Genomic DNA, 25,027 nt, shown 5'->3' with positions numbered 1-25,027 from the left:
CCGCACATCTGGTTCTTCACCGCGAGCGGCCGTGGGTGTCGCGCATCGCGACCCCTCGCTCGACGAGTCGGGCCTTGACCGTGCCGGGGTCTGCGCCGAGAGCCCGCCCGATGGTCGCGAGGGATTGCCCCTCCTCGTAGCGCATGACGGCTTCGTCGACCAGATCTGGATGGAGGCCGCAACGACGCTCGGCGCCGTGGCGGTCAAGGATGCTGGAGACCGTCGTCCGGTGGATGCCGTACTCTCGCGCCAGCTCACGCTGCGTGGCACCTGCCTTGTAGTGGTCGACCAACTGCTGCTGACGGGCCGGGGGCAAGTGGATCTGTCGCTGGCGGGTCTCTCCCGATTCGAGGCGCTGCGGATGAGAGGTGACCGTCGCGGCCTCACCCCGGAGCATCCGCAACAGGGGTCGAGGGGGGGGTTCGAAAGTTGTCCACTTAGGACCACCACGAGAAACCGCAGGTCAGCCTGCGGTTTCATCTCTTTTCGGCATGCCGCCTTCTGGTCACTTCCCGGCTGTGGGGACTGGTGGGGGAGAGATCTGAACGCTATGCCGTGCGGGGTGGGGCCGCCTCGACAGAGCCCCGGGGGGCTCTGTGTACGGACATGCCGCGATCCTCGCGGTCCCCGCCGATGAGCCCGCAGGCTGAGCGAGGCCGCATCACCCGTCATGCAGCTTTAGATGGAATGGACTCTTCGCCGGAGTTCCTCGTAGATGAAAGATTGCTCTGGGAAGTCGGCGGGGCCACGCCACGGGTAGGGCTGATCGCCGCGCAACCACACCAACACCCCCTCAGGGGCGGGGTGGCAACCTGTCAGGTACTCCGCTTCGACAACGTCCGATACCTCCGGCTCGGCGACCCGCTGCCATCCGAGGCCATCCTCACCCACGGCGTAGATCAGCCATAGCGGCGATTGATCCATGGTCTCGCAGGCGCAGAGCCAGATCGCGTGGGTCACAATCAGTCGCCCATCTCGGCGCGTCACCTCGCCGCTTGAGCGGGACGCAGCCGCTTTGAGGATTTCCTCGACCGGGGCGACGCTCGGGTCCTCGGGAGGCGGCTGGCCGCGACGGGAGAACATCCGCCCATGCTATGGGCAATGCCGAGCGCTCGCTCATGCCGCTGATGGCGCTAGGTTGTCACTCTCCAGCGAGCAGCGCCTCCCGACACAGTCTTGCGGCCGTGCCGGTACTGTCCTTCTGCGGCCACTAGCTGGTCCCGATCCACAGGTCCAGTCTGACTTAGGCGGCTGGATTCTTCCGGGCATGGCGTCCGCGTCACCCGCCATGTCATGCCGCGTAGGGGGCGGTCGCCACTACGGCTTGCCGACGACCGGAAACTCCTGCTCCATGGCATCGAGGCATGCGATCCACTCCGCGAGATACGACTGGTCCTTCTCGGGCAGCCCGAAGGTCAGCACGTTGCCCGTGGAAGATTGGTCGCGCAACTCCCCGACAACCGTGAGCCGTCCAGCGGCATCGCACTTGATCTCCAGAGAGATCCAGTCCTCCATGCTCTCAAGCATGGCCGCGCCGAAGAGGTTGTCGCGCATGAACTTGAGGCCCTCGTTCAGGCGGTGAACTTCATCCATCCGAAGCGACGCTTTGACCCTGCCCCTGAATCCTCCGGCGACCAGGTCGATGTCCGCAATCACCCAGTTGCCGTCCCAGTAGTCGCTGTCACCCGGGCGTTCTCGACCCAGCACCTCAATCGCCAGGTGCTCGGCATCCCGCGACCCGATGAGCAACTCGACCGACATGGCTGGACCTTCTCATACCGTCGGTCGACGCGCAGGAATGCGGCCTGATCTGCCGCACTCAGGGATAACCTCGCTGGCAACGCCGGAGAACCCGATGCCGGTGTCGAAACGCACCCTCCTCGCCCATTCCGACGTTGTAGACAGCGGCGAACCCTCGACCCGCACCTAGGTAGGCGGCCGAGCTCTGGACCTGTGCGCGTTTGGGGCTAGGGATGGCCTCCAACGTGTCGGTCAGCAGATAGTCGTTGTCGCGGTCTGAGAAGAACAGGCCATCGTCGGTCCACTTCATTTGCGCAACGTCCATGCCGCTGGTCTCGATGGTCTGAGTTCCTCCGTCGGAGTCGATGAAGACCACGTATCCGACCTCCGGTGAACCCTTGAGGAACTGGGAGCTCAGGTAGAGCGCCGCCACTGCTCGTTCCGCGTCCACGTCGTTCTTCTCGATGGCCACCTGACTCCGTGGCGATCCGCCGCACGCGGTCAACGCCAAGACGCCCACCAACAAGGCCACACGCACCCGACCTACCCGAGCACGAGCCGGTCGATGGGCGAGCGGGCTACGCCACGTCGACGCCCCGGGCAGGCGAGCAACGGTAAGTCTCACAGTGGGGTTTGAGGTCCAACGGCGGGGGGCGTGAAGTCGCCATCGGAGTGATCTGCCGGTGTTCGGGCACTCGGCACCAGTTGACCACTAAGCTCACGGCTGATGCAGACGAGCTCGGAGAAGAAGCGAATCAGTGTCGTCGGTGCGGTGATCGTCCACGACGGCAACGTCCTCTGCGCACAGCGCGGGCCCGGCGCGCTCTCAGGCATGTGGGAGTTCCCCGGCGGCAAGATCGAGCCTGGTGAAACTACCCGCGAGGCGCTCTCCCGGGAGATTGACGAAGAGCTTCGCTGTTCGGTCAAGGTCGGTGACGAGGTAACGACGACGACCCACGAGTATGACTTCGGCATCGTCACCTTGACGACCTTCTACTGCGATCTCCTCGACGGGGAACCTGCCCTCACTGAGCACGCAGAAGTCCGGTGGCTGGCCCCGGCCGACTTGCACCATCTCGACTGGGCCCCTGCAGATATCCCAGCCGTCGATGTCATCCAGAAGAAGCTTTCCGGATGAAGCGAGACATCACCTGGACTGACCGGCTGACCGGGGACGTTCAGTACGGCTACCTGAATCGGGCTGGACCTGGCCCACGCGGGCTCCACCCCAAGGTCGTGCTCAACAACCAGTCGGGGTCGATGCTCCGTTCGCTACGCGAGGAGCTAAAGCGCAGCGACGAGTTCACCTTCTCGGTTGCCTTCGTGTCCCCGCGCGCCATCGCCCTGCTCAAGCAAGAGCTCATCGACTTCGACGGAACCGGCCGGATCATCACCTCGGACTACCTCGGCTTCAACTCACCACAGGCGTTTGCCGAGCTTCACGGCCTGACCAAGCACGGATTCGACGTACGCCGCCACAGCGCCAGCGCCTTTCATCCGAAGGGCTACATCTTCACCGCCGCTGATGGCGTGACGGCGATGGTCGGCAGCTCTAACCTCACCGAGAGCGCCCTCGTCACGAACCACGAGTGGAACCTCAAGGTCTCGGCAGCGGCACAAAGCGACCTCGCTGACCAGTTCGCGCAACTGGTCACCCACCAGTTGGACGACTCCGTTCCGCTGACTCAAGCCTGGATCGATGCCTACGCCGATTCGTACACGCCGCCGATGTCACGGCCGAGCCGGCTCGTAGTCCCACACAGCCCGCAGCAGATCACGCCGAATCTGATGCAGAGAGAGGCTCTTCGTGCCATCGCGGAAGTACGCGAGCAGGGAAAGCGCCGAGCGATCGTCATCTCGGCCACAGGCACCGGCAAGACGATCCTGTCCGCACTCGACGCGCGTGCCTTGAACCCGCGCAGGCTCCTGTTTGTGGTGCACCGAGAGCAGATCCTCGACAAGACAATCGATGAGTATCGTCGCGTCCTCGGAGGCCCCGCCACCGAGTTCGGCAAACTGTCCGGAAGCGTGAAGCAGCCGGAGCGGCGCCATGTGTTCGCTACCGTTCAGACTCTGTCGCAGCCAGGGGCTCTGGAACAGTTCGCGCCCACGGAGTTCGACTACATGCTCATCGATGAAGCTCACCGCGCAGGCGCCGCCACTCACCAGCGCATTCTGAACTACTTCGAACCGAAGTTCCTGCTCGGCATGACAGCAACCCCCGAGCGAACCGACGGCTTCAACGTCTTCGAGCTCTTCGACTACAACGTCCCCTACGAGATCCGACTGAAGCACGCCATCGAGTCGGACATGCTCGCACCCTTCCACTACTACGGTGTCGCCGATGTGACCTACGACGATGGCACGACCACCACCGACGAGACAGAACTCGCACTACTGATCTCGCCAGAACGCGTGAGCCACGTCGTCAGCGCCCTCGACACGTACGGCCAAGCCGGTGTCGCGCCGCGCGGACTCATCTTCTGCAGCCGGAAGGACGAAGCCCGAGCTCTATCAGCAGCCCTCAACGCCAGACGACTGCACGGTCGGCAACTGAGGACTGTCGCGCTCACCGGTGAGGACTCCATCCCTCACCGTGAAGCCGTCGTACGTCAGTTGGAGGCAGGCGAGCTCGACTACATCCTTACCGTCGACATCTTCAACGAAGGCGTCGACATTCCCACGGTGAATCAGATCGTCATGCTCCGGCAGACCCAGTCTGCGATCGTCTTCGTCCAGCAGTTGGGCCGAGGCCTGCGGAAGGCCGAAGGCAAGGAGTACCTCGTCGTCATCGACTTCATCGGGAACTACGCCAACAACTACTTAGTGCCGATTGCCCTCTTCGGTGATGAGTCCCTCAACAAGGAGTCGCTCCGCCAGGGGCTGATTGCTGCGGAGGAGACAGGAGTGCTGCCCGGCCTGTCGAGCGTCCGGTTCGACCGGATCTCGCAAGACCGGATCCTTCGATCGATCGCTGACACGCACCTTGATGGGATGTTGCGGCTCAAGGCCGCGATCGAGTCGATGCGCAACCGCGTCGGCGAAGTACCGAGCCTATGGGACTTCTTCCGCTTCGAATCGGTAGATCCGGTGCTGTTGGCGACCAAGAAGGAGAACTACCCAGCCCTGGTCCAAAGTGTGCTCAGGGTGGACGCAGGCCTCTCGTCTGCGGAACACAAGGCCTTGGGTCTGCTCTCGCATGAAGTGCTCCCCGCCAAGCGCCTTCACGAGTTCGTGCTCCTCGATCTTCTCTTGCGCGCGCAGGCGGCGGGCGCCAGCGACATCGCTGCCGCCTTCTCGGCGTCGGGACTCCCGTGCACAGCGACCCACGTTCAGAGCGCCATCGATACGTTGACCCTTGAGAGGCACTCCGAAGCCGATCAGCGTCGGTACGGCACCGGTGTCGTCACCCGGCCGACACCTGACTCCGTCGCCTTGACGTCGCAGTTCCAGGAGTCAATGGCAGAGAACAGGCTCTTTGCTGAGGCTGTCGAAGACCTGCTGCGCACGGGCACACACATGGCTGCCGACTACTACTCCGCGGATAGGTCGTTCACCGTTGGTCGGCAGTACTCGCGCAAGGAGGTCTGCCGACTCCTCAATTGGCCACGCAAGTGGACGTCCACCCTCTATGGCTACAAGGTCGACACCCAATCCGGCGTATGTCCCATCTTCGTGACGCTCCACAAGTCTGACGAGGTTGCGGCGAGCACGGCCTATGAAGACGAGCTCATAGATCCGTCGACGATGCGGTGGTTCACTCGCTCACGGCGGACGATGGCAAGCGCCGAGGTAGTCGCGATTCTGAACAAGCACGTGGATGTGCACGTGTTCGTCAAGAAGGACGACGCGGAAGGAACCGACTTCTACTACCTAGGGCGTGCGTCACCGGCCGCGGCGGAGCAGACCACCATGCCAGATGGCAAGGGCAGGCAGCTCGACGTCGTACGGATGCTGTTGCACTTCGACGACCCCATCGAGCGCGGACTCTTCGACTACTTCCACCCGACGCTGACCGTCGGCTGATGCTTCAGCACGTCAGGTCCGCACCCGGGGCTGCGGTCCCGGCGCCTCAGGGGTGATCCGAACTCCTGTGGCGGATTGCGCATAGCTGGCCAACTGCTCCTCGGCCCGTGGCAGGGTCATAGACGAGTTGTGGGCGAGCAAGTGCAGCCCCAGGGCGTCCTCCAGGGCGACGAAGTTGCGCGCGATCACCTCGGGGGCGTCAGTCAGGTCGAACTCACCCACCGCCCGCCCGACGTCGAGGACCGAGGCGTAGAGCGACACCTCGCGGTCGAAGAGCAGCGTCACCAAGGTGGCGTGCATCGGGCTGCGGCTTGCGCTCACCGAGATCTCGTCCAGCACCTGGCTGAGGAGCAGATCCTTCCCCCGGGGCAGACCCGAGTGCATCAGACGGGCCAGCTTGGTGGTGGGGCTCAGGTCGCCGTCGATGTCGCGTTGCCGTGACCAGTAGTACCGGTCGGTCGCTGCTTGGTGAGTGGCCTCGATCAGCTTCTCAAGGTCGGGGTAGTAGTAGGCGACCAGCCGGGGCGAGACGCCGGCTTCCTCGGCGATGTTCTTCATCGTCGCGCTGGGCAGTCCATGGTTGGCGATGGTGGTGAGCGTCGCCGCGATCAGGTGTTCGCGCCGAGCGGCTTGGTCCTTGTGTCGCGCCATGGCCTCACCGTAGCGCTCAGCTGCCCGGGTCGGGCCCAGGCATTGACAAGGAGTGTGATATGCGCAATATTTGCGGTGAAGCGCAAAGAAAGGATCGCCCGTGAGAACTCACCAGGACTGGATCGAGGTGGCAGCCAAGGCCACCCTCCACACCCGGCCGTTCATCGGCGGGGCCTTCGTGGAGACCGGCGCCGCCGGCTTCGAGAACCGCAACCCGGCGACAGGCGGGCTGCTCAGCGAGGTGGCCGACGCCGGGGCGGAGGGCGTCGATGCCGCCGTCCGCGCCGCCCGGTCGACGTACGACTCCGGGGTATGGAGCCGCGCCGGCGTCACCTTCCGCAGGGAGCGTTTATTGCGCTTCGCCGACAAGTTAGAAGAGCACTCGGCCGAGCTCGCGGTCCTCGACTCGCTCGACATGGGCAAGCGGGTGGTCGACGCCCACGACCTCGACCTGCCGTTCTCGGTGAACCTGTTCCGCTACTACGCCGAGGCGATCGACAAGATCAACGACGAGGTCGCGCCCACGCCACCGGGGACCCTCGGCCTGATCCGGCGTGTGCCGCTGGGCGTGGTCGGTGCGGTCGTCCCGTGGAACTACCCGGTCGACATGCTGGCCTGGAAGGTCGCGCCGGCGATGGCGGCGGGCAACTGCGTGGTCCTCAAGCCTGCTGAGCAGTCGCCGTCCTCGGCGCTGCGGATCGCCGAGCTGGCCGTCGAAGCCGGCATCCCCGACGGCGTCCTCAACGTCGTCCCCGGCCTGGGCGAGTCCACCGGCAGGGCGCTGGGCCTGCACGCGGACGTCGACGTGCTGGCCTTCACCGGCTCCACGGAGGTGGGCCGGCTCTTCCTGCAGTACGCCGGCCAGTCGAACCTCAAGCAGGTCTGGCTCGAGTGCGGCGGCAAGAGCCCCCACCTGGTCTTCGCCGACGCCGAAGACCTCGCGGTCACCGCCAAGCAGACCGCCCTGGGCATCTGGTTCAACCAGGGCGCGGTCTGCTCGGCCCACTCCCGGGTGCTCGTCGAGCGCTCCGTGCACCAAGAGTTCGTCGACCTCGTCGCGGCCGAGGCGGCGTCGTACGCACCCGGTGACCCGCTCGACCCGGCGGCCGGGATGGGCGCGATCGTCTCGAAGGAGCAGACCGACCAGGTGATGCGGTTCGTCGACGGCGCGAAAGCTGGTGGAGCGCGCCTGGTGACCGGGGGCGAGCGGCTCACCCGCGGCGATAGCGACTGCTACGTGCAGCCCACCGTCTTCGACGACGTCGACCCGACCTCTGCGCTGGCCCGCGAGGAGGTGTTCGGCCCCGTGCTCGCCGTGACGCCCTTCGACCGCGAGGACGAGGCCGTCGCGCTCGCCAACGACTCGGCGTACGGACTTGCGGCCTCGGTCGCCACCAGCAACCTCGCCCGCGCGCACCGACTGACCGAGCAGATCCACGCCGGCACTGTCACCGTCAACGGCGTGGACGCCTTCAGCGCGTCGACCCCGTTCGGCGGGTTCAAGGGATCCGGCTTCGGCCGCGACCTGTCGCTGCACGCCCTCGACAAGTACGTCGGCCTGAAGACCGTCTGGATCAACCACTGAGCTGCGGTCCCACCGCACCCCCGTCCAGCACCCCCGAGGAGACCTCCCATGACCGAGCAGCCGACTGTGGCCGCGCCGTACGACATCCTGTTCGAGCCCGTGCAGATCGGGCCGTTCACCACCAAGAACCGCTTCTACCAGGTGCCGCACTGCAACGGCATGGGCTACCGCGATCCCAGCGCCCAGGCCGCGATGCGCAAGATCAAGGCCGAGGGCGGCTGGTCGGTGGTGTGCACCGAGCAGGTGGAGATCCACGCGACGTCCGACATCGCCCCCTTCATCGAGCTGCGGATCTGGGACGACCAGGACCTGCCGGCGCTGAAGCGGATCGCCGACGCCATCCACGAGGGCGGCGGCCTGGCCGGCATCGAGCTGGCGCACAACGGCATGAACGCGCCCAACCAGCTCAGCCGGGAGACCCCGCTCGGGCCCGGTCACCTGCCGGTGGCCCCCGACACGATCGCGCCGATCCAGGCCCGGGCGATGACCACGCAGGACATCGCCGACCTGCGGCGCTGGCACCGCAACGCCGTACGCCGCTCGATCGAGGCGGGCTACGACATCGTCTACGTGTACGGCGCCCACGGCTACAGCGGCGTCCACCACTTCCTCTCGCGGCGCTACAACCAGCGCACCGACGAGTACGGCGGCTCCCTGCTCAACCGGATGCGGCTGCTGCGTGAACTGCTCGAGGACACCATTGAGGAGTGCGACGGCAAGGCGGCCGTCGCCTGCCGGATCACCGTGGAGGAGGAGCTCGAGGGCGGCATCACCCGCGAGGACATCGAGGGTGTGCTGCGCGAGCTCGGCGAACTGCCGGATCTGTGGGACTTCGCGATGGGCAGCTGGGAGGGCGATTCGGTCACCTCGCGGTTCGGCCTGGAGGGGAGCCAGGAGGAGTTCGTCGCCGGGCTGAAGAAGCTCACCACCAAGCCCGTGGTCGGGGTGGGCCGGTTCACCTCGCCGGACGCGATGGTGCGGCAGATCAAGGCCGGCATCCTCGACCTGATCGGCGCGGCCCGCCCGTCGATCGCCGACCCGTTCCTGCCGAACAAGATCCGCGACGGCCGGCTGAGCCTGATCCGCGAGTGCATCGGCTGCAACATCTGCGTCTCCGGGGACCTCACCATGTCGCCGATCCGCTGCACCCAGAACCCGAGCATGGGCGAGGAGTGGCGGCGCGGCTGGCACCCGGAGAAGATCCGGGCGAAGGAGAGTGACGCCCAGGTGCTCGTGGTCGGTGCCGGGCCCTCGGGACTGGAGGCCGCCCGCGCGCTCGGGGTGCGTGGGTACGACGTCGCGCTGATCGAGGCGCGTCGGGACCTCGGCGGCCGGGTGCACCAGGAGTCGCGGCTGCCGGGGCTCTCGGCGTGGGGGCGCGTGCAGGAGTATCGTGAGGCCGCGATCGCCGAGCTGCCGAACGTCGAGGTCTTCCGCGAGAGCCCGATGACGGCGGACGACATCATCGAGTTCGGCTTCCAGCACGTACTGGTCGCGACTGGCGCGACGTGGCGCACGGACGGTGTCGCCCGCTTCCACACCACACCGCTCCCCATCGCCAAGGGCGCGCAGGTGCTCGGGCCGGACGACCTCTTCGCGGGTCGGCTGCCCGAGGGCAAGAAGGTGGTCGTCTACGACGACGACCACTACTACCTCGGTGGTGTGGTCTCCGAGCTGCTGGCGCAGAAGGGGTACGACGTCTCGATCGTCACGACCGAGTCGCAGGTGTCGGCGTGGACGACCAACACCTTCGAGGTCAACCGCATCCAGCGCCGCCTTATCGAGAACGGCGTCACCCGGATCACCGACCACGCCGTCACAGCTGTTGGCGTGGGCGGCGTCGAGTTGAAGGACGTGTACGCCGGCGCCGTCCGCGAGCTCGAGTGCGACGCCGTGGTCATGGTGACCGCCCGGCTGCCGCGCGAGGAGCTCTACCTCGAGCTCGACGCGCTCCGCGAGCGTGGGGAGCTCGAGTCGGTGCGCGGCATCGGCGACTCCTGGGCGCCGGGCACCATCGCTGCGGCGGTCTGGTCGGGGCGGCGCGCTGCTGAGGAGTTCGACGCCGACCTGCCGTCCAACGACGAGGTGCCGTTCCGGCGTGAGGTGACGCAACTAGCCTGAGCCTCCCGGGCGCATCCCCTCTCCTGGCCTACCCCCCGGGGCCGTTGGGGCGGGCAGCCTCCGGGGGCGTCAACGTGGACGCAGGAGTTCGCGGGGGACGCGCTCGGGCTAATCGCGCGACCTGCATCGTTGTGTCCCTTGTTGGTGATCTTGAGACCGACACTGTCTGTGGTCAGGTTCGTGAGCGTGTGGATCTGCTTGTCGGTCACAATCGTGAGGAAGGATATTCGAGCGTTGCCGACTTCGACCATCCGGTCACCCGCACAACCACCCTTGCCGAAATGACCAGTGCCCTTTCTGACCGAGGGGGCCTCCTTGCCAGCAAGCGACCAGACCCAGCTGCGCGGGTTGTACCGAATCCTCGCGCGCGAAACGAACGTCTCCGACCTGCTGCAGTACCTGAGCGACGAGGACCCCCAGCCGTGGAATGACCTGATCGGGTTCGTGCCGACCACCATCAGTCGAGAGTTCAAGCTCGCGCGCGTCGACCAGCGCCGTGGCATCAAGGGCACCGCGGACCTCGTTCTCCAGGACCCCGAGGACAGAGAGCTCCTCATCGAACTGAAGCTCGGCCACTCATTCTCCCAAGATCAGCGAGAGCGCTACGAAGCTTCGACCGACGGTCGGTTGTTGCTCGCCGGATTGGCGGCAGACGAGGCACTTGTCCAAGCCGAGGATCGGTGGGAATTCCTCCCACTGGCCGCCATTCTCGATGCATGGCGCACCTCGGACTCCCCCGCAGCGGCCTCTCTCGCGACCACAGTGTCCGCGGTGATCAAGTTATGGGACGCGGACGTGTCGGCTGTGCTCGTACCGTCGGGCTCCCCCCGGCGGCGCGCGTTGGACAGCATCCGCCACAAGTTCCTGGCTCGTGTTGTCAGCCGCCATATCGCCGATGAGGTCGCCCAACGCGGGTGGGAGTCGGGCGCCGGCGTCACCTCCGGTGGTGGCCTGGCGATCGTCCAGGCTTGGGCCCACATCCGCGGTGACGAACACCGTTGTTTCATCGCCGAGGTTCGCTGGTGGGAAGACATGGGAGGCGGCGAGCTCCGTCTCGGCGTGGACTACCACCTTCCGGAAACCAGGGAGTCACGTGCTGAGACATGGGAACTGGCGACAGATATGGAGGCAGACATCCGGATCGATGCGCTACGAGCCGCGCTATTGGCCCATCATCCAGCACTCGCACAACTCGTGGTGAGCACGGGTTCCGGCCGACCAGTCACTAGGGGTGACTGGCTCACGGTGGTCGAGCTCGGATTCCGAGCCAAGGACAACCCCGATGGCGTGAAGGGCAATCGCCGGAACCACAACCCTGGATTCGTCGGCGACGGCACCCAGAGGTACGAAGCCGTGAGCCCACTGGATTTCACCAAGGCCTCGGCACCCGACCTGGTTGAACTCATCGATGCGTGCCTGAAGTATCTCTGCAATCGTCTCCCTCCCGGTTAGAGCGATCCCTGGCTAGCGGGCGGGATCGACGAATCTGCCCCACCAGGTCTGATTCGCGAGAGGGATGTTGCGGCAGGGCCCTCTTCGGTTCCGATGAACCAGCAGCCATGACTCGCCGGGGAGGTGTCCCTCACCTAACGGGTTTGCCTGGATCTCCAAGATGACGTCTGCAGTGCTGGCCCATCCCTGATCGAGTGTGTCTCCCCATCGCGGCCCGACGACCACCTCCTCGCGGGGCAGCGAGGCCAGCACGAACGCGCCTGAAGCCGCTGCCCTACTGAAGTCGTCGGGAAGACCGACCCCGGCATGGTGGGCGTCGTCGACCACCCAGGCTCGCGGTCGCGGGTCCGACTCACCCCAAACGGGATTGCTGAATCCGCCCCCGGTCTCGACCTCGAGCGCTGATCGACGCAAGTCGTCGACACCGCCACCCTGTCCTGACACCGCCACGCCAGGATCTGGATACCGAAGGCTGCCCGACCCTGCTAGCGCCAGCAATCTCGCGCGGACCAAGTCCGCCTCGTCAAGGGGCGACGCAAGACGAACAGAGGCGCCGTGCTCGACCCCCATTCGAAAAGCCAGTTGGGTCAAGAGCGTCGACTTCCCCTGGCCCGGAGTGCCAATGACCAACCACACGTGCCCTGGCGTCATCCCGCCTACCAAGTCGTCCAACCCTGCGATACCGGTCGACAAGTAGGCGGGCGACCCGAAGGGCTGCCTGAGGAACTCGTCGATGTTCGCCATGAAGTGAGAATGTCAGGCGGTGCCGACAGTCCAGGCTCGTCGCCATCGGACACGGCCGCGGAACTCGTCAGACATGAGCGCGGCCGGCGTCGGACGTGCCACCGTGGGCAACGCCCGCATCATTAACCCACACGGGAGTCTCCGACCACATTCAGCGCCACTGCCTTGGGCCAAGAGGCCGCGATGCCGCCCCACGGTCGGGTCGGGGTCACCTCCTACTGCCGCTGCATGTTGAACAAGGTAGCGGCGGCTGTGCCGACAGCGCGCGGGTCAGCTTCGGTCGTACGCGAGATAGCTGCGCTGGGTGGTGATGTGGCCGGCGATGTGCTTGGCGTCGTGCCACACCCCCCAGATGAAGCTGGACCCGCGACGGGAGAGCCAGGGCAGGCCGACGAAGTAGATGCCCGGCTCGGTGGAGACGCCGCGGCGGTGAGCCGGCCGGCCGCTCTCGTCGAGCGCGTCGACCTTGAGCCAGCTGTAGTCGGTGGCGAAGCCGGTCGCCCACACGATCGAGGTGATCCCGGCGGCGGCGAGGTCGAGCTCCAGGACGGGGTCGGTGACCGAGACCGGGTCGTCGCCGAGCACGCGGGCCTCGGGCTCCTCGGGGAGGTCGGCGCCGTTGAGCTCGACCCAGGCGTCGGCCTCGTCGAGGAGCGCCAGGTAGTTGGCATCGCCCGCGGCGATGTTGTCGGCCAGGTCGGGTGAGAAGCGCAGCACGCCGTCGTCGTACGACTCGGTCCGCCCGACAAGGTTGATCCCCTGCGCGGCGAGGGCCCGGAAGTTGACCGTGTGGCCGCCGCGCGCGCCGCTGACCGCGATGGTCACGTGCTCGGCGCCCGCGGGTGGGGTCTCCAGGTCCCACAGGCCGAGGACCCCGAGCCACCAGCAGAAGTCGCGGCCCCGATAGCTCCGCGGCGGGCGGTCGTGCGGTCCGACCGAGAGGTGCACCTCGCGCCCGGCGCGCTGCAGCTCGTCGGCGATCTGCACGCCGGACGACCCGGCGCCGACGACCAACACAGCGCCCTCGGGGAACTGGTCGGGGTTGCGGTAGTCGCTCGAGTGGATCTGCACCGGTACGGCGCCCTCAGCCACGATCGGCGGGATGACCGGGCGCTGGAACGGGCCCGTCGCGGCGACGACGAACTGTGCATCGATGACCCCCTCGGAGGTCTCCACCCGGAAGCCACGCCGCCCGACGTGTCGCTCCACCGAGACCACCTCGACGCCGCACCTGATCGGCGCTGCGATCTTCTCGGCGTACGCCTCGAAGTAGCGCGCCACCTGGTCCTTCGATGCGAACGCCTCGGGGCTGACGTCGTCGAACTCGAGGCCGGGGAAGCGGTCGTGCCAGGCCGGTCCGTTCGCGACGAGGGAGTCCCACCGCTCGGTGCGCCACCGCTCCGCGATCCGGTCCCGCTCCAACACCAGGTGCGGGACGCCGCCCTCGCTCAGGTGCTCACTCATCGCGACGCCAGCCTGCCCGGCACCGACGACGAGGACCTCGATCTCCTCGCTGGCCATCCCAACCTCCACTCTCGACGGGCGCGGCGCATCGGGTGCGCCGTGCCTGCCTTGAATCCTCAGCCCTCCACTACCCCGTGTCCAACAGATGTTGTTGTCGTATTGCTTCGGTTCTATAGATGCAAGGACATCCCTGCCCTACATAGACTCAGTTGATGCAGATGCTCATAAACATCTGTTGGACATATGCCCTGGGGTGCAGTGGACTGAGACCAGTCACCTGCCCAGGAGTGAGGACCACGATGAGCATCGTCGCCGGGGGGCACACCCGCATCCGCCCGTTCAACACCCGCGAGACCTATCCCGAGCAGAACCTCGACAACGACCTGTGTCAGGCCGTGATCGCCGGGAACACCGTCTATGTCCGCGGCCAGATCGGCCAGGACCTCGACACCAGCGCCTCGGTCGGCGTCGGCGACGTCGAGGCCCAGACCGAGCGGGCGATGGTCAACATCGACATGCTGCTCAACGAAGCCGGCGCCCGGATGGAGCACCTGGTCAAGCTGACCATCTACCTCGTCGACCCGCGCTACCGCGAGACGGTCTACCGCACCATCGGGCGCTGGACCAAGGGCGTGCACCCGATCTCCACCGGACTCGTCGTCTCCGCCCTCGCCCGGCCCGAGTGGCTGGTCGAGGTCGACGCGATCGCCGTGATCCCCGGAGACGATCAGTGACCTTCTCCCTGCTCGCCACCGACGGCCACGGCGCCATCGGCATGGCCGTCACCTCCTCCAGCCCGGCCGTGGCCGCGCGCTGCATCCACCTCCGCGCCGGCGTCGGCGGCGCCGCCTCCCAGAACGTCACCGACCCACGCCTAGGCACCGCCCTGCTGGACGCCCTGGAGTCGGGCCTGGATGCGCCCGGCGCGATGGCAGGCGTCGTCGCGGACCGTGACCACGTCGACTACCGCCAGCTCACCGTCCTCGATCTCAACGGCGCCGGCGCCGCCTTCTCCGGAGTCGGCTCGCTCGGCGTCCACGCAGACCGGGTCGGCGCGGGAGTCGTCGCCGCCGGCAACCTGCTCGCCCGACCCGAGGTCATCGACGCGGTCGTCGACGGCTTCGCGGCCGCCACCGGGGACCTTGAGGAGCGCCTCGTCGCCGCCCTCGTCGCAGGTCAGGCGGCCGGGGGAGAGGTGGACCCGGTCCGCTCGGCCGGCCTCGCCGTCGTCCGCGACGTGCCCTGGCGGGTGACCGACCTCCGGGTGGACTGGAGCGCCCAACCGATCGAGGAGCTTGGTCGGCTGCTCGAGGTGTGGCTGCCGCAGCGCGACGACTACGTGACCCGCGGCCTCAACCCGTCGGCCGCGCCGTCGTACGGCGTCGGCGGAGACGAGTAGCGGATGGTCGACGGCCGGGCACGAATCAGCGCGGCGACCACCGTGGCCGCCGACGCCGAACGCCTCATCGCCCTCTCCGAGCTGCTGCACGCCAACCCCGAGACCGCCTGGGAGGAGCACCGCGCCGCACGCTGGGTGGCCGAGGCACTCTTGGAGGCCGGCTTCGCGGTGACACCGTCCTACCTGGGACTGGAGACCGCCTTCATCGCCACCTACGGCAGTGGCCCGTTCCGGCTCGGCCTGTGCGCTGAGTACGACGCGCTGCCCGGCCTCGGGCACGCCTGCGGGCACAACCTGATCTCGGCCATCACCGTCGGTGCGGCCCGCGCATTGGCACCGCTCGCCGACGCAGCGGGCCTGACGGTCGAGGTCTACGGGACGCCCGCCGAGGAGGGCGGCGGCGGCAAGATCGAGCTGCTCGAGCGTGGCGCCTTCGCGGGGCTGGACCTGGCGATGATGGCCCACCCTGCGCCGGTCGATGTCGCCGAGGCCGAGCCGTTCGCGGTCTCGCACTCCCACATCGCGTACCGCGGAAAGGCGGCGCACGCCGCGGCGTACCCCGAGCAGGGCATCAACGCCGCCGACGCATTCACGATCGCCCAGGTCGCAGTGGGCCTGCTGCGCCAGCAGCTGCCGCCGACCGTGCGGGTGCACGGCGTGATGACCAACGGCGGCGAGGCGCCCAACGCCATCCCCGCCCACACCGAGGGCCGGTGGTACGTCCGCGCCGACAGCCTCGCCCAGCTCGCCGAGACCGAGGAGCGGGTGTGGCGCTGCTTCGAGGCCGGCGCGATCGCCACCGGTGCCACGCTCGACATCACCGCGGAGAGCAAGCCGTACGCCGAGTTCCGCACCTTCCAGCCGGCCCTCGACGCCTACGTCCGCAACGCCAAGCGCCTCGGCCGCGTCTTCGACACCAACTCGCCGGCCCGCCGGATGAACCGCGCCTCCACCGACATGGGCAACGTCTCGCAGGTGGTGCCGGCCATCCACCCCTACATCGGCATCGGCTCCCTCCCCGCGCTGAACCACCAGCCCGAGTTCGCCGCCGCCTGCGTCGGCGGCGACGCCGAGAAGGCGCTGCTCGACGCCGCGACCGCGCTGGCCTGGACGGCGCTCGACGTCGCGGCATCATGAGTGCCTTCCGCACCGAGCACGACTCGCTCGGCCCGCACGACGTACCGGCCGACGCCTACTGGGGCGTCCACACCGCCCGCGCGCTGACCAACTTCCCCATCAGCGGCACCCCGGTCGGCGCCCACCGGGAGCTCGTCGCCGCCCTCGGAGCAGTCAAGCTCGCCGCGGCCCGCGCCAACCACGACCTCGGCCTCCTCGACGACCGACGGTACGCCGCCATCGCGGCCGCCGCGGACGACGTACGCACCGGAGCGCTCGACGACCAGTTCGTCGTGGACGTGATCCAGGGCGGTGCCGGCACCTCGACCAACATGAACGCCAACGAGGTCATCGCCAACCGGGCCCTGGAGATCCTGGGGCTCCCGCGCGGCAGCTATCACGAGATCCATCCGCTCGATCACGTGAACCGCTGCCAGTCGACCAACGACGTCTACCCGACCGCCGTACGACTCGCGCTGCTGACCATGATCGAGCGGCTGAGCGAGGCCACCGCCGCGCTCGCCGCCGCGTTCGCCGCCAAGGCGACCGAGTTCCGCGCGGTGCCGAAGATCGGGCGCACCCAGCTGCAGGACGCCGTCCCGATGACCGTGGGCCAGGAGCTCGGGGCGTACGCCGTGACCCTGCGCGAGGAGCTGGCCCGGCTGGCCGACTCCCGCACGCTGCTGTGTGAGATCAACCTCGGCGCCACCGCGATCGGCACCGGCATCACCGCCCACCCGGACTACCCGGGCCGCGCCGTTGCGCACCTGGCCGAGATCGTCGGGGAGCCGGTCACCGCAGCCGGTGACCTGGTCGAGGCCACCAGCGACACCGGCGCCTTCGTCCAGATCTCCGGTGTCCTCAAGCGGATCGTGGTCAAGGCCTCCAAGGTCTGCAACGACCTCCGGCTGCTCTCGTCGGGACCGCAAGCGGGTCTCGGGGAGCTCCAGCTGCCCGCGCGCCAGGCCGGTTCGAGCATCATGCCCGGCAAGGTCAACCCGGTGATCCCGGAGATGGTCAACCAGGTCGCCTTCTGGGTGATCGGCAACGACGTGACGGTGACGATGGCGGCCGAGGGCGGTCAGCTGCAGCTCAACGCCTTCGAGCCCGTGATCTGCCACGGGCTGCTCCAAGGGTTCGCCTGGACGGCGGCGGCCTTCGACTCGCTGCGTGAGCACTGCGTCGACGGCATCCGCGTCGACGCCGCCCAGCTCGCTGCGGCCGTGGCTGGGAATGCTGGCCTGGCCACCGCGCTCACGCCCCTGCTGGGCTATGCCCGCTCGGCCGAGATCGCCAAGGCCGCACTCAGCGGCGTCGCCGACGTGCGCACCCTCGCCCTGGCCACCGGCAGCGTGCAGGCGGAGGTCCTCGACGCCCTGCTGTGCCCGGAGCACCTGGCCAACCTCCCGCGTCCACCGGGCTGACCACCGATACTGGGGCCGTGACGAACTTCGGATTCACCCTCGTCCAGCTGCGCTACTTCGCCGCGGCCGCCGAGTTGGGCAGCATGACCGCCGCCTCCCAGGAGCTGATGGTCTCCCAGTCCGCCGTCTCCACCGCCGTCGCGCAGCTGGAGAAGGAGCTCGGCGTGCAGCTGCTGCTGCGCCGCCACGCACGCGGCCTCACCCTCACCGCCGCCGGCGAGGAGTTCTACCGGGAGCTGCGCAACTACCTGGTGCACACCGCCGAACTGGCCGAGGTCGCGCGCACCGCTGGGCGAGCTCTGGTCGGCGACCTCACTATCGGCTGCTTCTCGACGCTGGCCCCCTTCGAGCTGCCACGCCTGCTGGCGGCCTGCGAGGAGGAGCACCCCGGCATCCGGGTGTCGGTGGTGGAGGACGAGCACGCCGTGCTGAAGCAGGCGCTGCGCAACGGCCGGTGCGAGTTGGCGTTGATGTACGGCTACGACCTCGAGGACGACATCGACCACGTCCGAGTCGGCGTCGCAGCGCCGTACGCACTGGTCGCGAAGGGACATCGTCTGGCTCGTCGCAAGCGGATCAAACTGAGGGACCTCGCCGACGAGCCGATGGTGCTGCTAGACCTGCCGCACAGCGGCCGGTACTTCGAGGGGATCGTGGAGTCGGCCGGCTTCGCCCCGCAGATCCGTCACCGTACGACGGGCTTCGAGACGGTCCGGGCGCTGGTCGCCCACGGCCAGGGCTGGTCGCTGCTGAACCAGCACCCGGCCAGCGACATGACGTACGACGGATCCGAGGTGGTCGCCCTCGAGATCACCGACTCGGTGGATCCGCTGGAAGTCGTGCTCGCCTCGATGAAGGGCATCCGGCGCACCGGGCGGGCCCAGGCGTTCATCAGGTCCTCGATCCGCACCGCGCGTGAGCGAGCGGGCCGCTGATCCTGGGAGGCATCTTCCCAGTCACAGATATCCACCGGAAGAGCGCTACCGTGCCGAGCGCGGCTCGGGCCAGACCCGGACCTGGGCAGAGCACACCTTGTGGGCAGCGATCGCAATGCTCTCGAGCGCGGCCCCGTTGGGCCTCGGCGATACCCAGACGTACCGACTCCGCGCCACTCTGCGCGGGATCACAGACCCGACCGAACTGGCCGTCCGGTTGCGCGACCGCGCGACCGTCACTAGGTGGTCCGGCCACCGCTCCGACTTCATCAAGCACCGTGCCGCGTTCAACGGAACTCTCGCCGCCGTCGACGCCGCCACCTCCCTCGACCCGCGCGAACGCGGCGTAGGAGCGCAGGTCCTGATCCGCAGGTTGGAGTTGTTCCGCGAGAATGTCGGAACGTAGGCACCCGGGCATCGAGCGCCCCACTATCGACATCGCCGCTGCTAGCGGCACGTCACCTACGCGACGCACTGGCCCTGCTCGCCTGCATCGATGGCCCGTTCGCCGAGCGCGAGGGCCTTTCCGGCTAGGACCGATCCCGGCTCCAGACCCTGCGCACCCGGCTCACACCAGGCGACATCTCCTGGAGTGTGCTGACCGGCCAGTCCGGCATCGATGCCGAGACGACCTTGGAGATCCTCACCTACGAGGACTGACTCCGACCCATGCAGACCCAGGTGGATCAGGCACCCGACCGCGTGACACCTGAACCTCCTGTTGGGCCCGAGATGTTCGCCGCTTCGGGCCGCAGCCTCAGATCGCGGACTCCCGCCCGAGCTTATGGCCGAGCGGCCGGCGGCGTGAGTGGCAGCTCCGACCCGGCAGTTCCGGCCCCCGCTGTGTTCGTCAGGCGCACCATCAGCAGGTAGGCCACCCCGGTCACCACGAACCCGATCAGCCACGCGAGGTCGAGATTGCGCAGCGGCGCGGCCAGCGGGCCGGTGAACAGCGGGGTCACCATGAAGGGTAGTTGCGCGGCCAGACCAATCGCATAGCTGGTCAGCCCGACCCGGTTCCAGCGCCCGTACTGTCCGCCGTCGCGGGCGAAGAGATCCACGACCACGTAGTGCCCCCGACGGATGATGAAGTAGTCGGCGAGGTTGATGGCCGACCACGGGATCAGCACGTAGAGGAGCAGCAACAGGAAGCTCTCGAAGGTGGCCATGAAGTCGCCTTGGCCCAGCAGCGCGACCAGGGTGGCGACCGCGCCGCACACCAACGTGGTCACGACTCGGGTGCTGGTGGTCACGGTCATCCGGAACGACGATTGCAGCACGGTCAGCGCGTTCATGACGGCGCAGTACAACTCGACGCCGTTGATGAGGGCCGAGCTGACCGCGAAGATGATCAGGGCGATGATCCCGATCCAGCCGAGGTGGTCCGAGAGGGCGGCCAGTGGGTTGTTGGGGTTCGCCGCGCCGAGCAGCACGCCCAGCGCCATCACGAACACGGAGCTGCCGACGAGGCCGAGGTAGGTGCTCCAGAAGGCCGACTTGGGGCCGGTCTTCTTGGGCAGGTAGCGGGTGTAGTCGGAGACGTACGGCGCGTAGGCGAGCTGCCAGACGATGCCGATGGCCAGCATTCCGAAGAAGCCCTCGTAGCTGAAGGCGACATCCGCGCGTGGGGCGGTGACATCGGGCTTCAGCCACAGCAGCGGCATGGTGATCGCGACGGTGACGCCGATCAGCACGGACAGGTACACCATGGTCCGGCGCAGCAGGTCGTAGCCGAAGACGCACAGCACCACGCCGATGGCGGCGAAGACCAGGATGGCCAGCGAGCCGTTCACCTCGGGGAAGACCACGGCGAGGGAGTCCTTGGCCACGATCAGGATGCTGGCGAAGAAGCCCAGGAACATGACCAGCGCGATGATCGCGAAGAGGCCGCCGCCCTGGTAGCCGAACTGTGCGCGGGCCTGCAGCATCTGCGGGATGCCCAGATGTGGGCCCTGCGCGGCGTGGAGCGCGGCGCCGATGGCCCCGATCACGTTGCCGACCAGGATCGCGACGATACTCCAGCCGATGGGGAGGCCGTAGCCGCCGCTGGCGACCGCGCCGGTGACCACGGCCAGCGGCATCATGTTCAACCCGACCCAGATCGCGAACAGCGACCACGGCGTCCCGGTGCGCTTCGTCTCCGGGATGGGCAGGATGTGTTCTTGCTCGAACTTCACGAAGGTCGTGCTGGCGACCTGTGTCTGCTGGTTCATGATCACTCTCTCTGGCCGCAACTCCTGGCGGCTGGTGAAGTGGCGCTGGTCACTCCATCTTCAGTGAGTCATCGACATCTGTACACTTCATAAAAACGTCCTTCAGTATCTGGAAATCAGATGCTTTGGGTGTCGAGGGTGGCACGCCTCAGCTGGGATGGCGCAGCGCCGAACCAACGTCGGCACGCCCGGGTCAGCGCACTCTGCTCGCTGAGGCCGAGGACGCCGGCCAGTTGGGCGAGAGGCATGTCGGTGTCACGCAGGAGACGCTCGGCCTCGTCGCGGCGCACCTGGTCGACGAGCTCGGCGAACGTGGTGCCCTGGGCGGCCAGCCGGCGTTGCAGAGTCCGCGGGTGCTGGGCCAACTGCTCAGCGACGAGGGTGAGGTCGGGGCCCCCGGTCGGGAGCATCCGCCTGATGAGCCGCACGACCGCATCGGCCGTCGTCGTGGCGGTCGGCACCACGATCGTGTCCAGGTAGTCGTGCACCACCGAGTGGACGGCACTGTCGGCCTCCATCGGGCGGGCGAGGACCGACACAGGGAAGCGGAACCCGTAGCTGGGCGCCGAGAACTCGACCGGGCACCCGAAGTACCGGCCGTAGTCTGCGACCTCGGTCAGGGCTTGGTGCCGCAGCTGGACCGACGTCGGCAGGAAGTCCTCCCCGGCGAGGAGTCGGAACACCCGGCAGCTCACCCCGAGGGCAAGCTCGGCCGCCTGGCGGTGGACCGGGGGCCGGTCGTCCATGATGCGCCACTCGAAGGTGGCCACGAACCCACCCGGCTGCGCTCGGATGCCCACGGCCAACGCGGGGCTGTAGATGGCCATGTACTGCTCGATCGCCGCGAGCGCCGCCCCCACCGTCGGAGCAGTGCGCGCGGCCACCCCGAGCGGACCCAGGATCTCCAGGCCCTGCCTCGCCCCCAGCCGGCGCCCGAAGTCGCCGGCACCGGTGTCCCGCGCGGCGTACTCCAGGACGGCGGCCACGCTGCGGTAGGGCAGGAAGCTGTCATGGTCCCCGATCGAGCCGGGATCCAGGTGGGCGCGTTCGAGCAGCTCGTCGGCATCACCGCCGAGCTCGTCGACGAGCTCGATGAAGCCCTGCAGGGCCGTGCCCCGGATCAACGACATGTCGTCCAGAGTCAAGAATGTGTCGCTCACAGTCAAGACCCCGGCGGTCCACGGGTGGGAAGGTCGCACCCGAGAATCCGTCCGACGAAGGAGACGTCCCATGAGCAGGTTCGACATCACCCGCACCAACATCGCCGTCGAGCGCCTGCTCGAGACGACCGAGAACCCCCGCCACCAGTGGCTGCTGCACGCCTACAACCGGCACCGCTACCTGGAGATGGCTGGACGCTGGAAGGAGATCTTCGCCCCCGAGATGACCGTCGAGCACCCGATCTACCACTTCAACGTGTTCGGCATCAACACCGTGCTCGACGGCGCCGAGGCCGTCCAGGCGGTGTACGAGGAGTGGTCCAGCACGGGGCAGTGCGTCTTCTACGCCGACGACGAGAAGCTCGCCGTGGGTGACAACATGATCGTCTCCACCGCGACCATCTACCAGCAGACCCCCGGCAGGATCCTCGTCGAGGCCGGCGCCCCGGTCGACCCGGACGCCCACTACCTCGTCGGCAACGTCGAGCACATGATCTGGCCCTACGACGACGAAGGCCGCCTGGTCGGCGAGGACGTCTGGGAGGTCGACGAGTCCACCCGTCAGATCATCCCGCTCGAACCGAGCGAGGTGCTGACGGTCGAGCGGTCCGCGCAGCTGCTGGCGCCTCTGATCAAGCCGCTCCCCGTCCGCCCGTTCTGAACAGCGCCGCGACCACCCAGCACGCTCCTTGGAGATTGTCGATCAGGTCGGTTTGCCGCACGAGGCGATGGTTGATGCCAGCCACCGTCAGGTACGGCGCCGCGGAACGCGATCCTCGGGACGAACGGTTCGGTCGAGGCCACGCAGCCGACTCAGACCCAGACGGGCCTGACCATTGCTCCCGAAGCTCCCGGCGGCCTGAAACGCAGTGGCCAACGGCCCGTTGTAGACCACCTCATGCTCGGTGCCGGGCGTCCTCGACAGTCTCAGCACGATGAGCGCTGCGGCGGCCCCGTGGGAGGTCTGACGTATCGCGACACCGCGGGAACCGTGCCTCAAGCTCGTCTACGACCGCATGCAATCGCTCCACCAGTACGGCCGTCCGGGCAGTCCGCTCCGAGTGATCGACTGACCGACGCTCCCCTGTACCTGGCTCCTCCACCATGGGTCGATGATGCCGGTTCAAGAAGCAACAGGCAGACGTGGCCGGTGACGGTGTTTGGATAGCGGTCACATGGGGGCAGTCGGAAGGGCTGTTCCGTTGGCCTTACGAGACACGTCGGCTATCTGCGGTCGCCGAACTCGCGTCGCAAGGTCGCCAGGATGTCGCCGAAGGTGTTCTCCACGTTGCCCCGCGGGTAGCGGATCTGGTCGACACCGGCGAGGTTGCTGAAGACCTCCACACCTTCTTCTACGACTGCAATTGCCCTGTGAAAGCCCAGTCGACCTTGGAATAGTCCAGCCTCATGCACGACGTTTTGACGAGCACGTTTGGTGACCCCGTCCCCGTCATCCTCGCCTGTCATCACCAAGAGCGCGAACGAAGTGCCCGCTAGCATGGTCTCCAGCACGTCCCGAATGGTGTGACCAGCTCGCGAACCCAGTTCGTACCCCTCCACTTGGTAGCCGTGGCGATCCTGCAAATGATCCTTGATCTTGCGCCAGTCCTGCGAGTGCCCGTGCCCGAGGAAGATGACTGGCCGTGGCGCCTCTGGCTCTTGTTGCTCGGTGATCGCGGGCTCCGGCAGCCTGCCTGCCTCGGCCGCATCATTGAAGACATTCAGCACCCGCTGGACCTCGACCCTGGTCGGTGCTTCGATCTTCACTTCGGATCCGCTCTCCCAGTACCTGTTGACCTCAAGTGAGAACTGCCCCCTGGCCACCTCCATGCTCGTGAAGGCGTCCGGCGGCAGAGTGCTCACTTCTGCGAACCACTCGTCCAGGTCATCAGTCGCCCAGGTTTCACTATCACGCTCGAAGCGCAGGGAGAGGCGCTCGCGCTTCGAGCCGTCACTGTGATCAAGCGAGCGCAACTCTGCGAGCGCGGCGCGCAACACCGGCACAGAAAAGTGCGTCCGAGCAAAGTTCTTCGCGACTCTCACGACGCCACTCTCCCATGCTCCCTCCTGCCGGACTGGAACTTGGAAGGGCCGATTATCGAGGCCGGGTCGCCTCGGCTACAGCGACCGAAGGCGTCGTTCCGTCTCGATGAGCCAAGGATCAAACGTCAGGGGTGCCTTCACCCGCTCGGCATTGCCCCATCGACTGACTCGGTCGACCAGGTAGTCGAGATACGCATACGCGTGCTCCTGCCACTCGAAGTCGGCATCCGCAAGTGGGCAATCCTCGAGATCGGGCCTTACGTCGGCCAGTGTGACGGCGCCGAACACTGTCCCGACCGCGGCGCGGACGGAAGATCCCAAGTGCGGCCATTCGGCTGGAAGTAGGTGCCGCTGACGATCGAACGCAGCGACCCAACTCAGGAATGCACGTGCAACGTCCGACCGAGGAAGGTCGACTCTGCCGAGCCTGCTCGATAGAGCTCGCAAGTCCCTGAGTGCCGCCGTCAGGTCGCTCGCTGCCTCACGGCGGGCATGGCGGCGCTCGCGGTCCAAGTCTTGTCGCCGCGCAAGGCGATGGTTGATGCCAGCCACCGTCACACTCGTTCCCAGCCCCGCGAATGCGCCGGACAGCACTGCAGTCCACGTTTCGTCCATGGCCAGATCATGGCGGCAGGCACCGACATCCCAGGAGCAACTGTGTGCCTCCGGCCGGGGCTGGCCCGGTGTCAGCGGCTCTTGCCAGCCACCGTCAGGTACGGCGCCGCGGAACGCGATCCTCGGGACGAACGGTTCGGTCGAGGCCACGCAGCCGACTCAGACCCAGACGGGCCTGACCATTGCTCCCGAAGCTCCCGGCGGCCTGAAACGCAGTGGCCAACGGCCCGTTGTAGACCACCTCATGCTCGGTGCCGGGCGTCCTCGACAGTCTCAGCACGATGAGCGCTGCGGCGGCCCCGTGGGAGGTCTGACGTATCGCGACACCGCGGGAACCGT

The 25,027-nt window shown here is 67.3% G+C and carries 25 protein-coding genes; 12 read left to right on the top strand and 13 right to left on the bottom strand.

Annotated elements, in window-relative coordinates:
* Positions 1-16 precede the first annotated feature (16 nt).
* From JKG67_RS18135 to JKG67_RS18120, 4 genes are all read right to left on the bottom strand, one after another.
* Entirely contained in the window at positions 17-397 is a 381-nt protein-coding gene (locus tag JKG67_RS18135) for a helix-turn-helix domain-containing protein (protein ID WP_203338768.1), read from the bottom strand.
* A 281-nt stretch (positions 398-678) separates the two neighbouring features.
* On the bottom strand, positions 679-1,083 hold the full coding sequence (locus JKG67_RS18130; protein WP_203338767.1) for a hypothetical protein: 405 nt from the start codon (positions 1,081-1,083) through the stop codon (positions 679-681).
* A 234-nt stretch (positions 1,084-1,317) separates the two neighbouring features.
* A complete protein-coding gene (locus tag JKG67_RS18125) occupies positions 1,318-1,761 on the bottom strand; it encodes a WapI family immunity protein (protein WP_203338766.1) in 444 nt (147 codons plus the stop codon).
* A gap of 58 nt (positions 1,762-1,819) precedes the next feature.
* Positions 1,820-2,212 (bottom strand): YycP family beta-propeller protein, encoded by a 393-nt coding sequence (locus tag JKG67_RS18120; protein WP_203338765.1) that lies wholly within the window; start codon positions 2,210-2,212, stop codon positions 1,820-1,822.
* A gap of 255 nt (positions 2,213-2,467) precedes the next feature.
* Here JKG67_RS18120 and JKG67_RS18115 point away from each other — a divergent pair, with 255 nt between their 5' ends.
* The gene (locus JKG67_RS18115; protein WP_203338764.1) at positions 2,468-2,878 is read left to right on the top strand and encodes a (deoxy)nucleoside triphosphate pyrophosphohydrolase; all 411 of its coding nucleotides are present in this window, start codon (positions 2,468-2,470) and stop codon (positions 2,876-2,878) included.
* The gene (locus tag JKG67_RS18110; protein ID WP_203338763.1) at positions 2,875-5,766 is read left to right on the top strand and encodes a DUF3427 domain-containing protein; all 2,892 of its coding nucleotides are present in this window, start codon (positions 2,875-2,877) and stop codon (positions 5,764-5,766) included. The genes JKG67_RS18115 and JKG67_RS18110 overlap by 4 nt, the downstream gene beginning before the upstream one ends.
* Positions 5,767-5,778: 12 nt before the next feature.
* On the opposite strand, the gene JKG67_RS18105 is transcribed toward JKG67_RS18110, so the two are convergent.
* Positions 5,779-6,417, bottom strand: coding sequence for a TetR/AcrR family transcriptional regulator (locus JKG67_RS18105; RefSeq protein ID WP_203338762.1), 639 nt, complete (start codon positions 6,415-6,417; stop codon positions 5,779-5,781).
* A 100-nt stretch (positions 6,418-6,517) separates the two neighbouring features.
* On the opposite strand from JKG67_RS18105, the gene JKG67_RS18100 reads away from it, so the two are divergent.
* From JKG67_RS18100 to JKG67_RS18090, 3 genes are all read left to right on the top strand, one after another.
* Complete coding sequence (locus tag JKG67_RS18100; protein ID WP_203338761.1) at positions 6,518-8,002, top strand: aldehyde dehydrogenase; 1,485 nt, start codon at positions 6,518-6,520, stop codon at positions 8,000-8,002.
* Positions 8,003-8,050: 48 nt separating this feature from the next.
* The gene (locus JKG67_RS18095; protein WP_203338760.1) at positions 8,051-10,123 is read left to right on the top strand and encodes an oxidoreductase; all 2,073 of its coding nucleotides are present in this window, start codon (positions 8,051-8,053) and stop codon (positions 10,121-10,123) included.
* Positions 10,124-10,411: 288 nt separating this feature from the next.
* A complete protein-coding gene (locus JKG67_RS18090; RefSeq protein ID WP_203338759.1) occupies positions 10,412-11,575 on the top strand; it encodes a hypothetical protein in 1,164 nt (387 codons plus the stop codon).
* 12 nt (positions 11,576-11,587) lie between these two features.
* On the opposite strand, the gene JKG67_RS19285 is transcribed toward JKG67_RS18090, so the two are convergent.
* Positions 11,588-12,319 carry an ATPase domain-containing protein gene (locus JKG67_RS19285; RefSeq protein WP_203338758.1) on the bottom strand — a complete coding sequence of 244 codons (732 nt, stop codon included), beginning with the start codon at positions 12,317-12,319 and terminating at the stop codon, positions 11,588-11,590.
* Positions 12,320-12,589: 270 nt separating this feature from the next.
* Positions 12,590-13,840: a flavin-containing monooxygenase gene (locus JKG67_RS18080; protein ID WP_203338757.1), complete on the bottom strand. Its 1,251-nt coding sequence runs from the start codon at positions 13,838-13,840 to the stop codon at positions 12,590-12,592.
* A 242-nt stretch (positions 13,841-14,082) separates the two neighbouring features.
* Here JKG67_RS18080 and JKG67_RS18075 point away from each other — a divergent pair, with 242 nt between their 5' ends.
* The 6 genes from JKG67_RS18075 to JKG67_RS18050 all read left to right on the top strand — a co-directional run bounded on the left by JKG67_RS18075 (position 14,083) and on the right by JKG67_RS18050 (position 19,063).
* Positions 14,083-14,517: a RidA family protein gene (locus tag JKG67_RS18075; RefSeq protein WP_203338756.1), complete on the top strand. Its 435-nt coding sequence runs from the start codon at positions 14,083-14,085 to the stop codon at positions 14,515-14,517.
* Positions 14,514-15,182, top strand: a complete 669-nt coding sequence (locus JKG67_RS18070; protein WP_203338755.1) for a DUF1028 domain-containing protein — start codon at positions 14,514-14,516, stop codon at positions 15,180-15,182. Before JKG67_RS18075 ends, JKG67_RS18070 begins: the two co-directional genes overlap by 4 nt.
* Before the next feature lie 3 nt (positions 15,183-15,185).
* On the top strand, positions 15,186-16,319 hold the full coding sequence (locus JKG67_RS18065; protein ID WP_203338754.1) for a M20 family metallopeptidase: 1,134 nt from the start codon (positions 15,186-15,188) through the stop codon (positions 16,317-16,319).
* Entirely contained in the window at positions 16,316-17,722 is a 1,407-nt protein-coding gene (locus JKG67_RS18060; protein ID WP_203338753.1) for an aspartate ammonia-lyase, read from the top strand. Before JKG67_RS18065 ends, JKG67_RS18060 begins: the two co-directional genes overlap by 4 nt.
* Positions 17,723-17,739: 17 nt before the next feature.
* The gene (locus tag JKG67_RS18055; RefSeq protein ID WP_203338752.1) at positions 17,740-18,657 is read left to right on the top strand and encodes a LysR substrate-binding domain-containing protein; all 918 of its coding nucleotides are present in this window, start codon (positions 17,740-17,742) and stop codon (positions 18,655-18,657) included.
* A gap of 115 nt (positions 18,658-18,772) precedes the next feature.
* The gene (locus tag JKG67_RS18050) at positions 18,773-19,063 is read left to right on the top strand and encodes a hypothetical protein (RefSeq protein WP_203338751.1); all 291 of its coding nucleotides are present in this window, start codon (positions 18,773-18,775) and stop codon (positions 19,061-19,063) included.
* Between the two features lie 376 nt (positions 19,064-19,439).
* Here the strand turns inward: JKG67_RS18050 and JKG67_RS18045 are convergent, their stop codons facing one another.
* A complete protein-coding gene (locus JKG67_RS18045) occupies positions 19,440-20,870 on the bottom strand; it encodes a purine-cytosine permease family protein (protein WP_203338750.1) in 1,431 nt (476 codons plus the stop codon).
* Positions 20,871-20,986: 116 nt separating this feature from the next.
* Complete coding sequence (locus tag JKG67_RS18040) at positions 20,987-22,000, bottom strand: AraC family transcriptional regulator (RefSeq protein WP_203338749.1); 1,014 nt, start codon at positions 21,998-22,000, stop codon at positions 20,987-20,989.
* A gap of 100 nt (positions 22,001-22,100) precedes the next feature.
* Between JKG67_RS18040 and JKG67_RS18035 the strand changes: the two genes are divergently transcribed.
* Positions 22,101-22,691 carry a hypothetical protein gene (locus JKG67_RS18035; protein WP_203338748.1) on the top strand — a complete coding sequence of 197 codons (591 nt, stop codon included), beginning with the start codon at positions 22,101-22,103 and terminating at the stop codon, positions 22,689-22,691.
* A gap of 87 nt (positions 22,692-22,778) precedes the next feature.
* On the opposite strand, the gene JKG67_RS19280 is transcribed toward JKG67_RS18035, so the two are convergent.
* The 4 genes from JKG67_RS19280 to JKG67_RS18740 all read right to left on the bottom strand — a co-directional run.
* Entirely contained in the window at positions 22,779-23,030 is a 252-nt protein-coding gene (locus tag JKG67_RS19280; RefSeq protein WP_372442130.1) for a DUF6998 domain-containing protein, read from the bottom strand.
* Positions 23,031-23,254: 224 nt separating this feature from the next.
* On the bottom strand, positions 23,255-24,073 hold the full coding sequence (locus tag JKG67_RS18030; protein WP_203338747.1) for a TIR domain-containing protein: 819 nt from the start codon (positions 24,071-24,073) through the stop codon (positions 23,255-23,257).
* A 75-nt stretch (positions 24,074-24,148) separates the two neighbouring features.
* On the bottom strand, positions 24,149-24,688 hold the full coding sequence (locus tag JKG67_RS18025) for a hypothetical protein (RefSeq protein WP_203338746.1): 540 nt from the start codon (positions 24,686-24,688) through the stop codon (positions 24,149-24,151).
* A gap of 94 nt (positions 24,689-24,782) precedes the next feature.
* On the bottom strand, positions 24,783-25,027 hold a 245-nt coding region (locus JKG67_RS18740; RefSeq protein WP_238998677.1), incomplete at its 5' end, for a DUF6998 domain-containing protein.

Source organism: Nocardioides limicola, from assembly GCF_016827675.1.
Taxonomy (GTDB): domain Bacteria; phylum Actinomycetota; class Actinomycetes; order Propionibacteriales; family Nocardioidaceae; genus Nocardioides; species Nocardioides limicola.
Note: the sequence above shows the minus strand (reverse complement) of the source record. Positions and strands in the feature narration are given on the sequence as shown.

Bases quoted from the DNA above. Each gene is read 5' to 3' on its own strand.
- JKG67_RS18115 (WP_203338764.1), top strand. From the start codon at position 2,468: ATGCAGACGAGCTCGGAGAAGAAGCGAATCAGTGTCGTCGGTGCGGTG.
- JKG67_RS18040 (WP_203338749.1), bottom strand. From the start codon at position 22,000: ATGTCGTTGATCCGGGGCACGGCCCTGCAGGGCTTCATCGAGCTCGTC.
- JKG67_RS18060 (WP_203338753.1), top strand. From the start codon at position 16,316: ATGAGTGCCTTCCGCACCGAGCACGACTCGCTCGGCCCGCACGACGTA.
- JKG67_RS18110 (WP_203338763.1), top strand. From the start codon at position 2,875: ATGAAGCGAGACATCACCTGGACTGACCGGCTGACCGGGGACGTTCAG.
- JKG67_RS18045 (WP_203338750.1), bottom strand. From the start codon at position 20,870: ATGAACCAGCAGACACAGGTCGCCAGCACGACCTTCGTGAAGTTCGAG.
- JKG67_RS18125 (WP_203338766.1), bottom strand. From the start codon at position 1,761: ATGTCGGTCGAGTTGCTCATCGGGTCGCGGGATGCCGAGCACCTGGCG.
- JKG67_RS18105 (WP_203338762.1), bottom strand. From the start codon at position 6,417: ATGGCGCGACACAAGGACCAAGCCGCTCGGCGCGAACACCTGATCGCG.
- JKG67_RS18135 (WP_203338768.1), bottom strand. From the start codon at position 397: ATGCTCCGGGGTGAGGCCGCGACGGTCACCTCTCATCCGCAGCGCCTC.
- JKG67_RS18035 (WP_203338748.1), top strand. From the start codon at position 22,101: ATGAGCAGGTTCGACATCACCCGCACCAACATCGCCGTCGAGCGCCTG.
- JKG67_RS18080 (WP_203338757.1), bottom strand. From the start codon at position 13,840: ATGGCCAGCGAGGAGATCGAGGTCCTCGTCGTCGGTGCCGGGCAGGCT.
- JKG67_RS18050 (WP_203338751.1), top strand. From the start codon at position 18,773: ATGCTCTCGAGCGCGGCCCCGTTGGGCCTCGGCGATACCCAGACGTAC.
- JKG67_RS18075 (WP_203338756.1), top strand. From the start codon at position 14,083: ATGAGCATCGTCGCCGGGGGGCACACCCGCATCCGCCCGTTCAACACC.
- JKG67_RS18130 (WP_203338767.1), bottom strand. From the start codon at position 1,083: ATGTTCTCCCGTCGCGGCCAGCCGCCTCCCGAGGACCCGAGCGTCGCC.
- JKG67_RS18095 (WP_203338760.1), top strand. From the start codon at position 8,051: ATGACCGAGCAGCCGACTGTGGCCGCGCCGTACGACATCCTGTTCGAG.
- JKG67_RS18025 (WP_203338746.1), bottom strand. From the start codon at position 24,688: ATGGACGAAACGTGGACTGCAGTGCTGTCCGGCGCATTCGCGGGGCTG.
- JKG67_RS19285 (WP_203338758.1), bottom strand. From the start codon at position 12,319: ATGGCGAACATCGACGAGTTCCTCAGGCAGCCCTTCGGGTCGCCCGCC.
- JKG67_RS18065 (WP_203338754.1), top strand. From the start codon at position 15,186: ATGGTCGACGGCCGGGCACGAATCAGCGCGGCGACCACCGTGGCCGCC.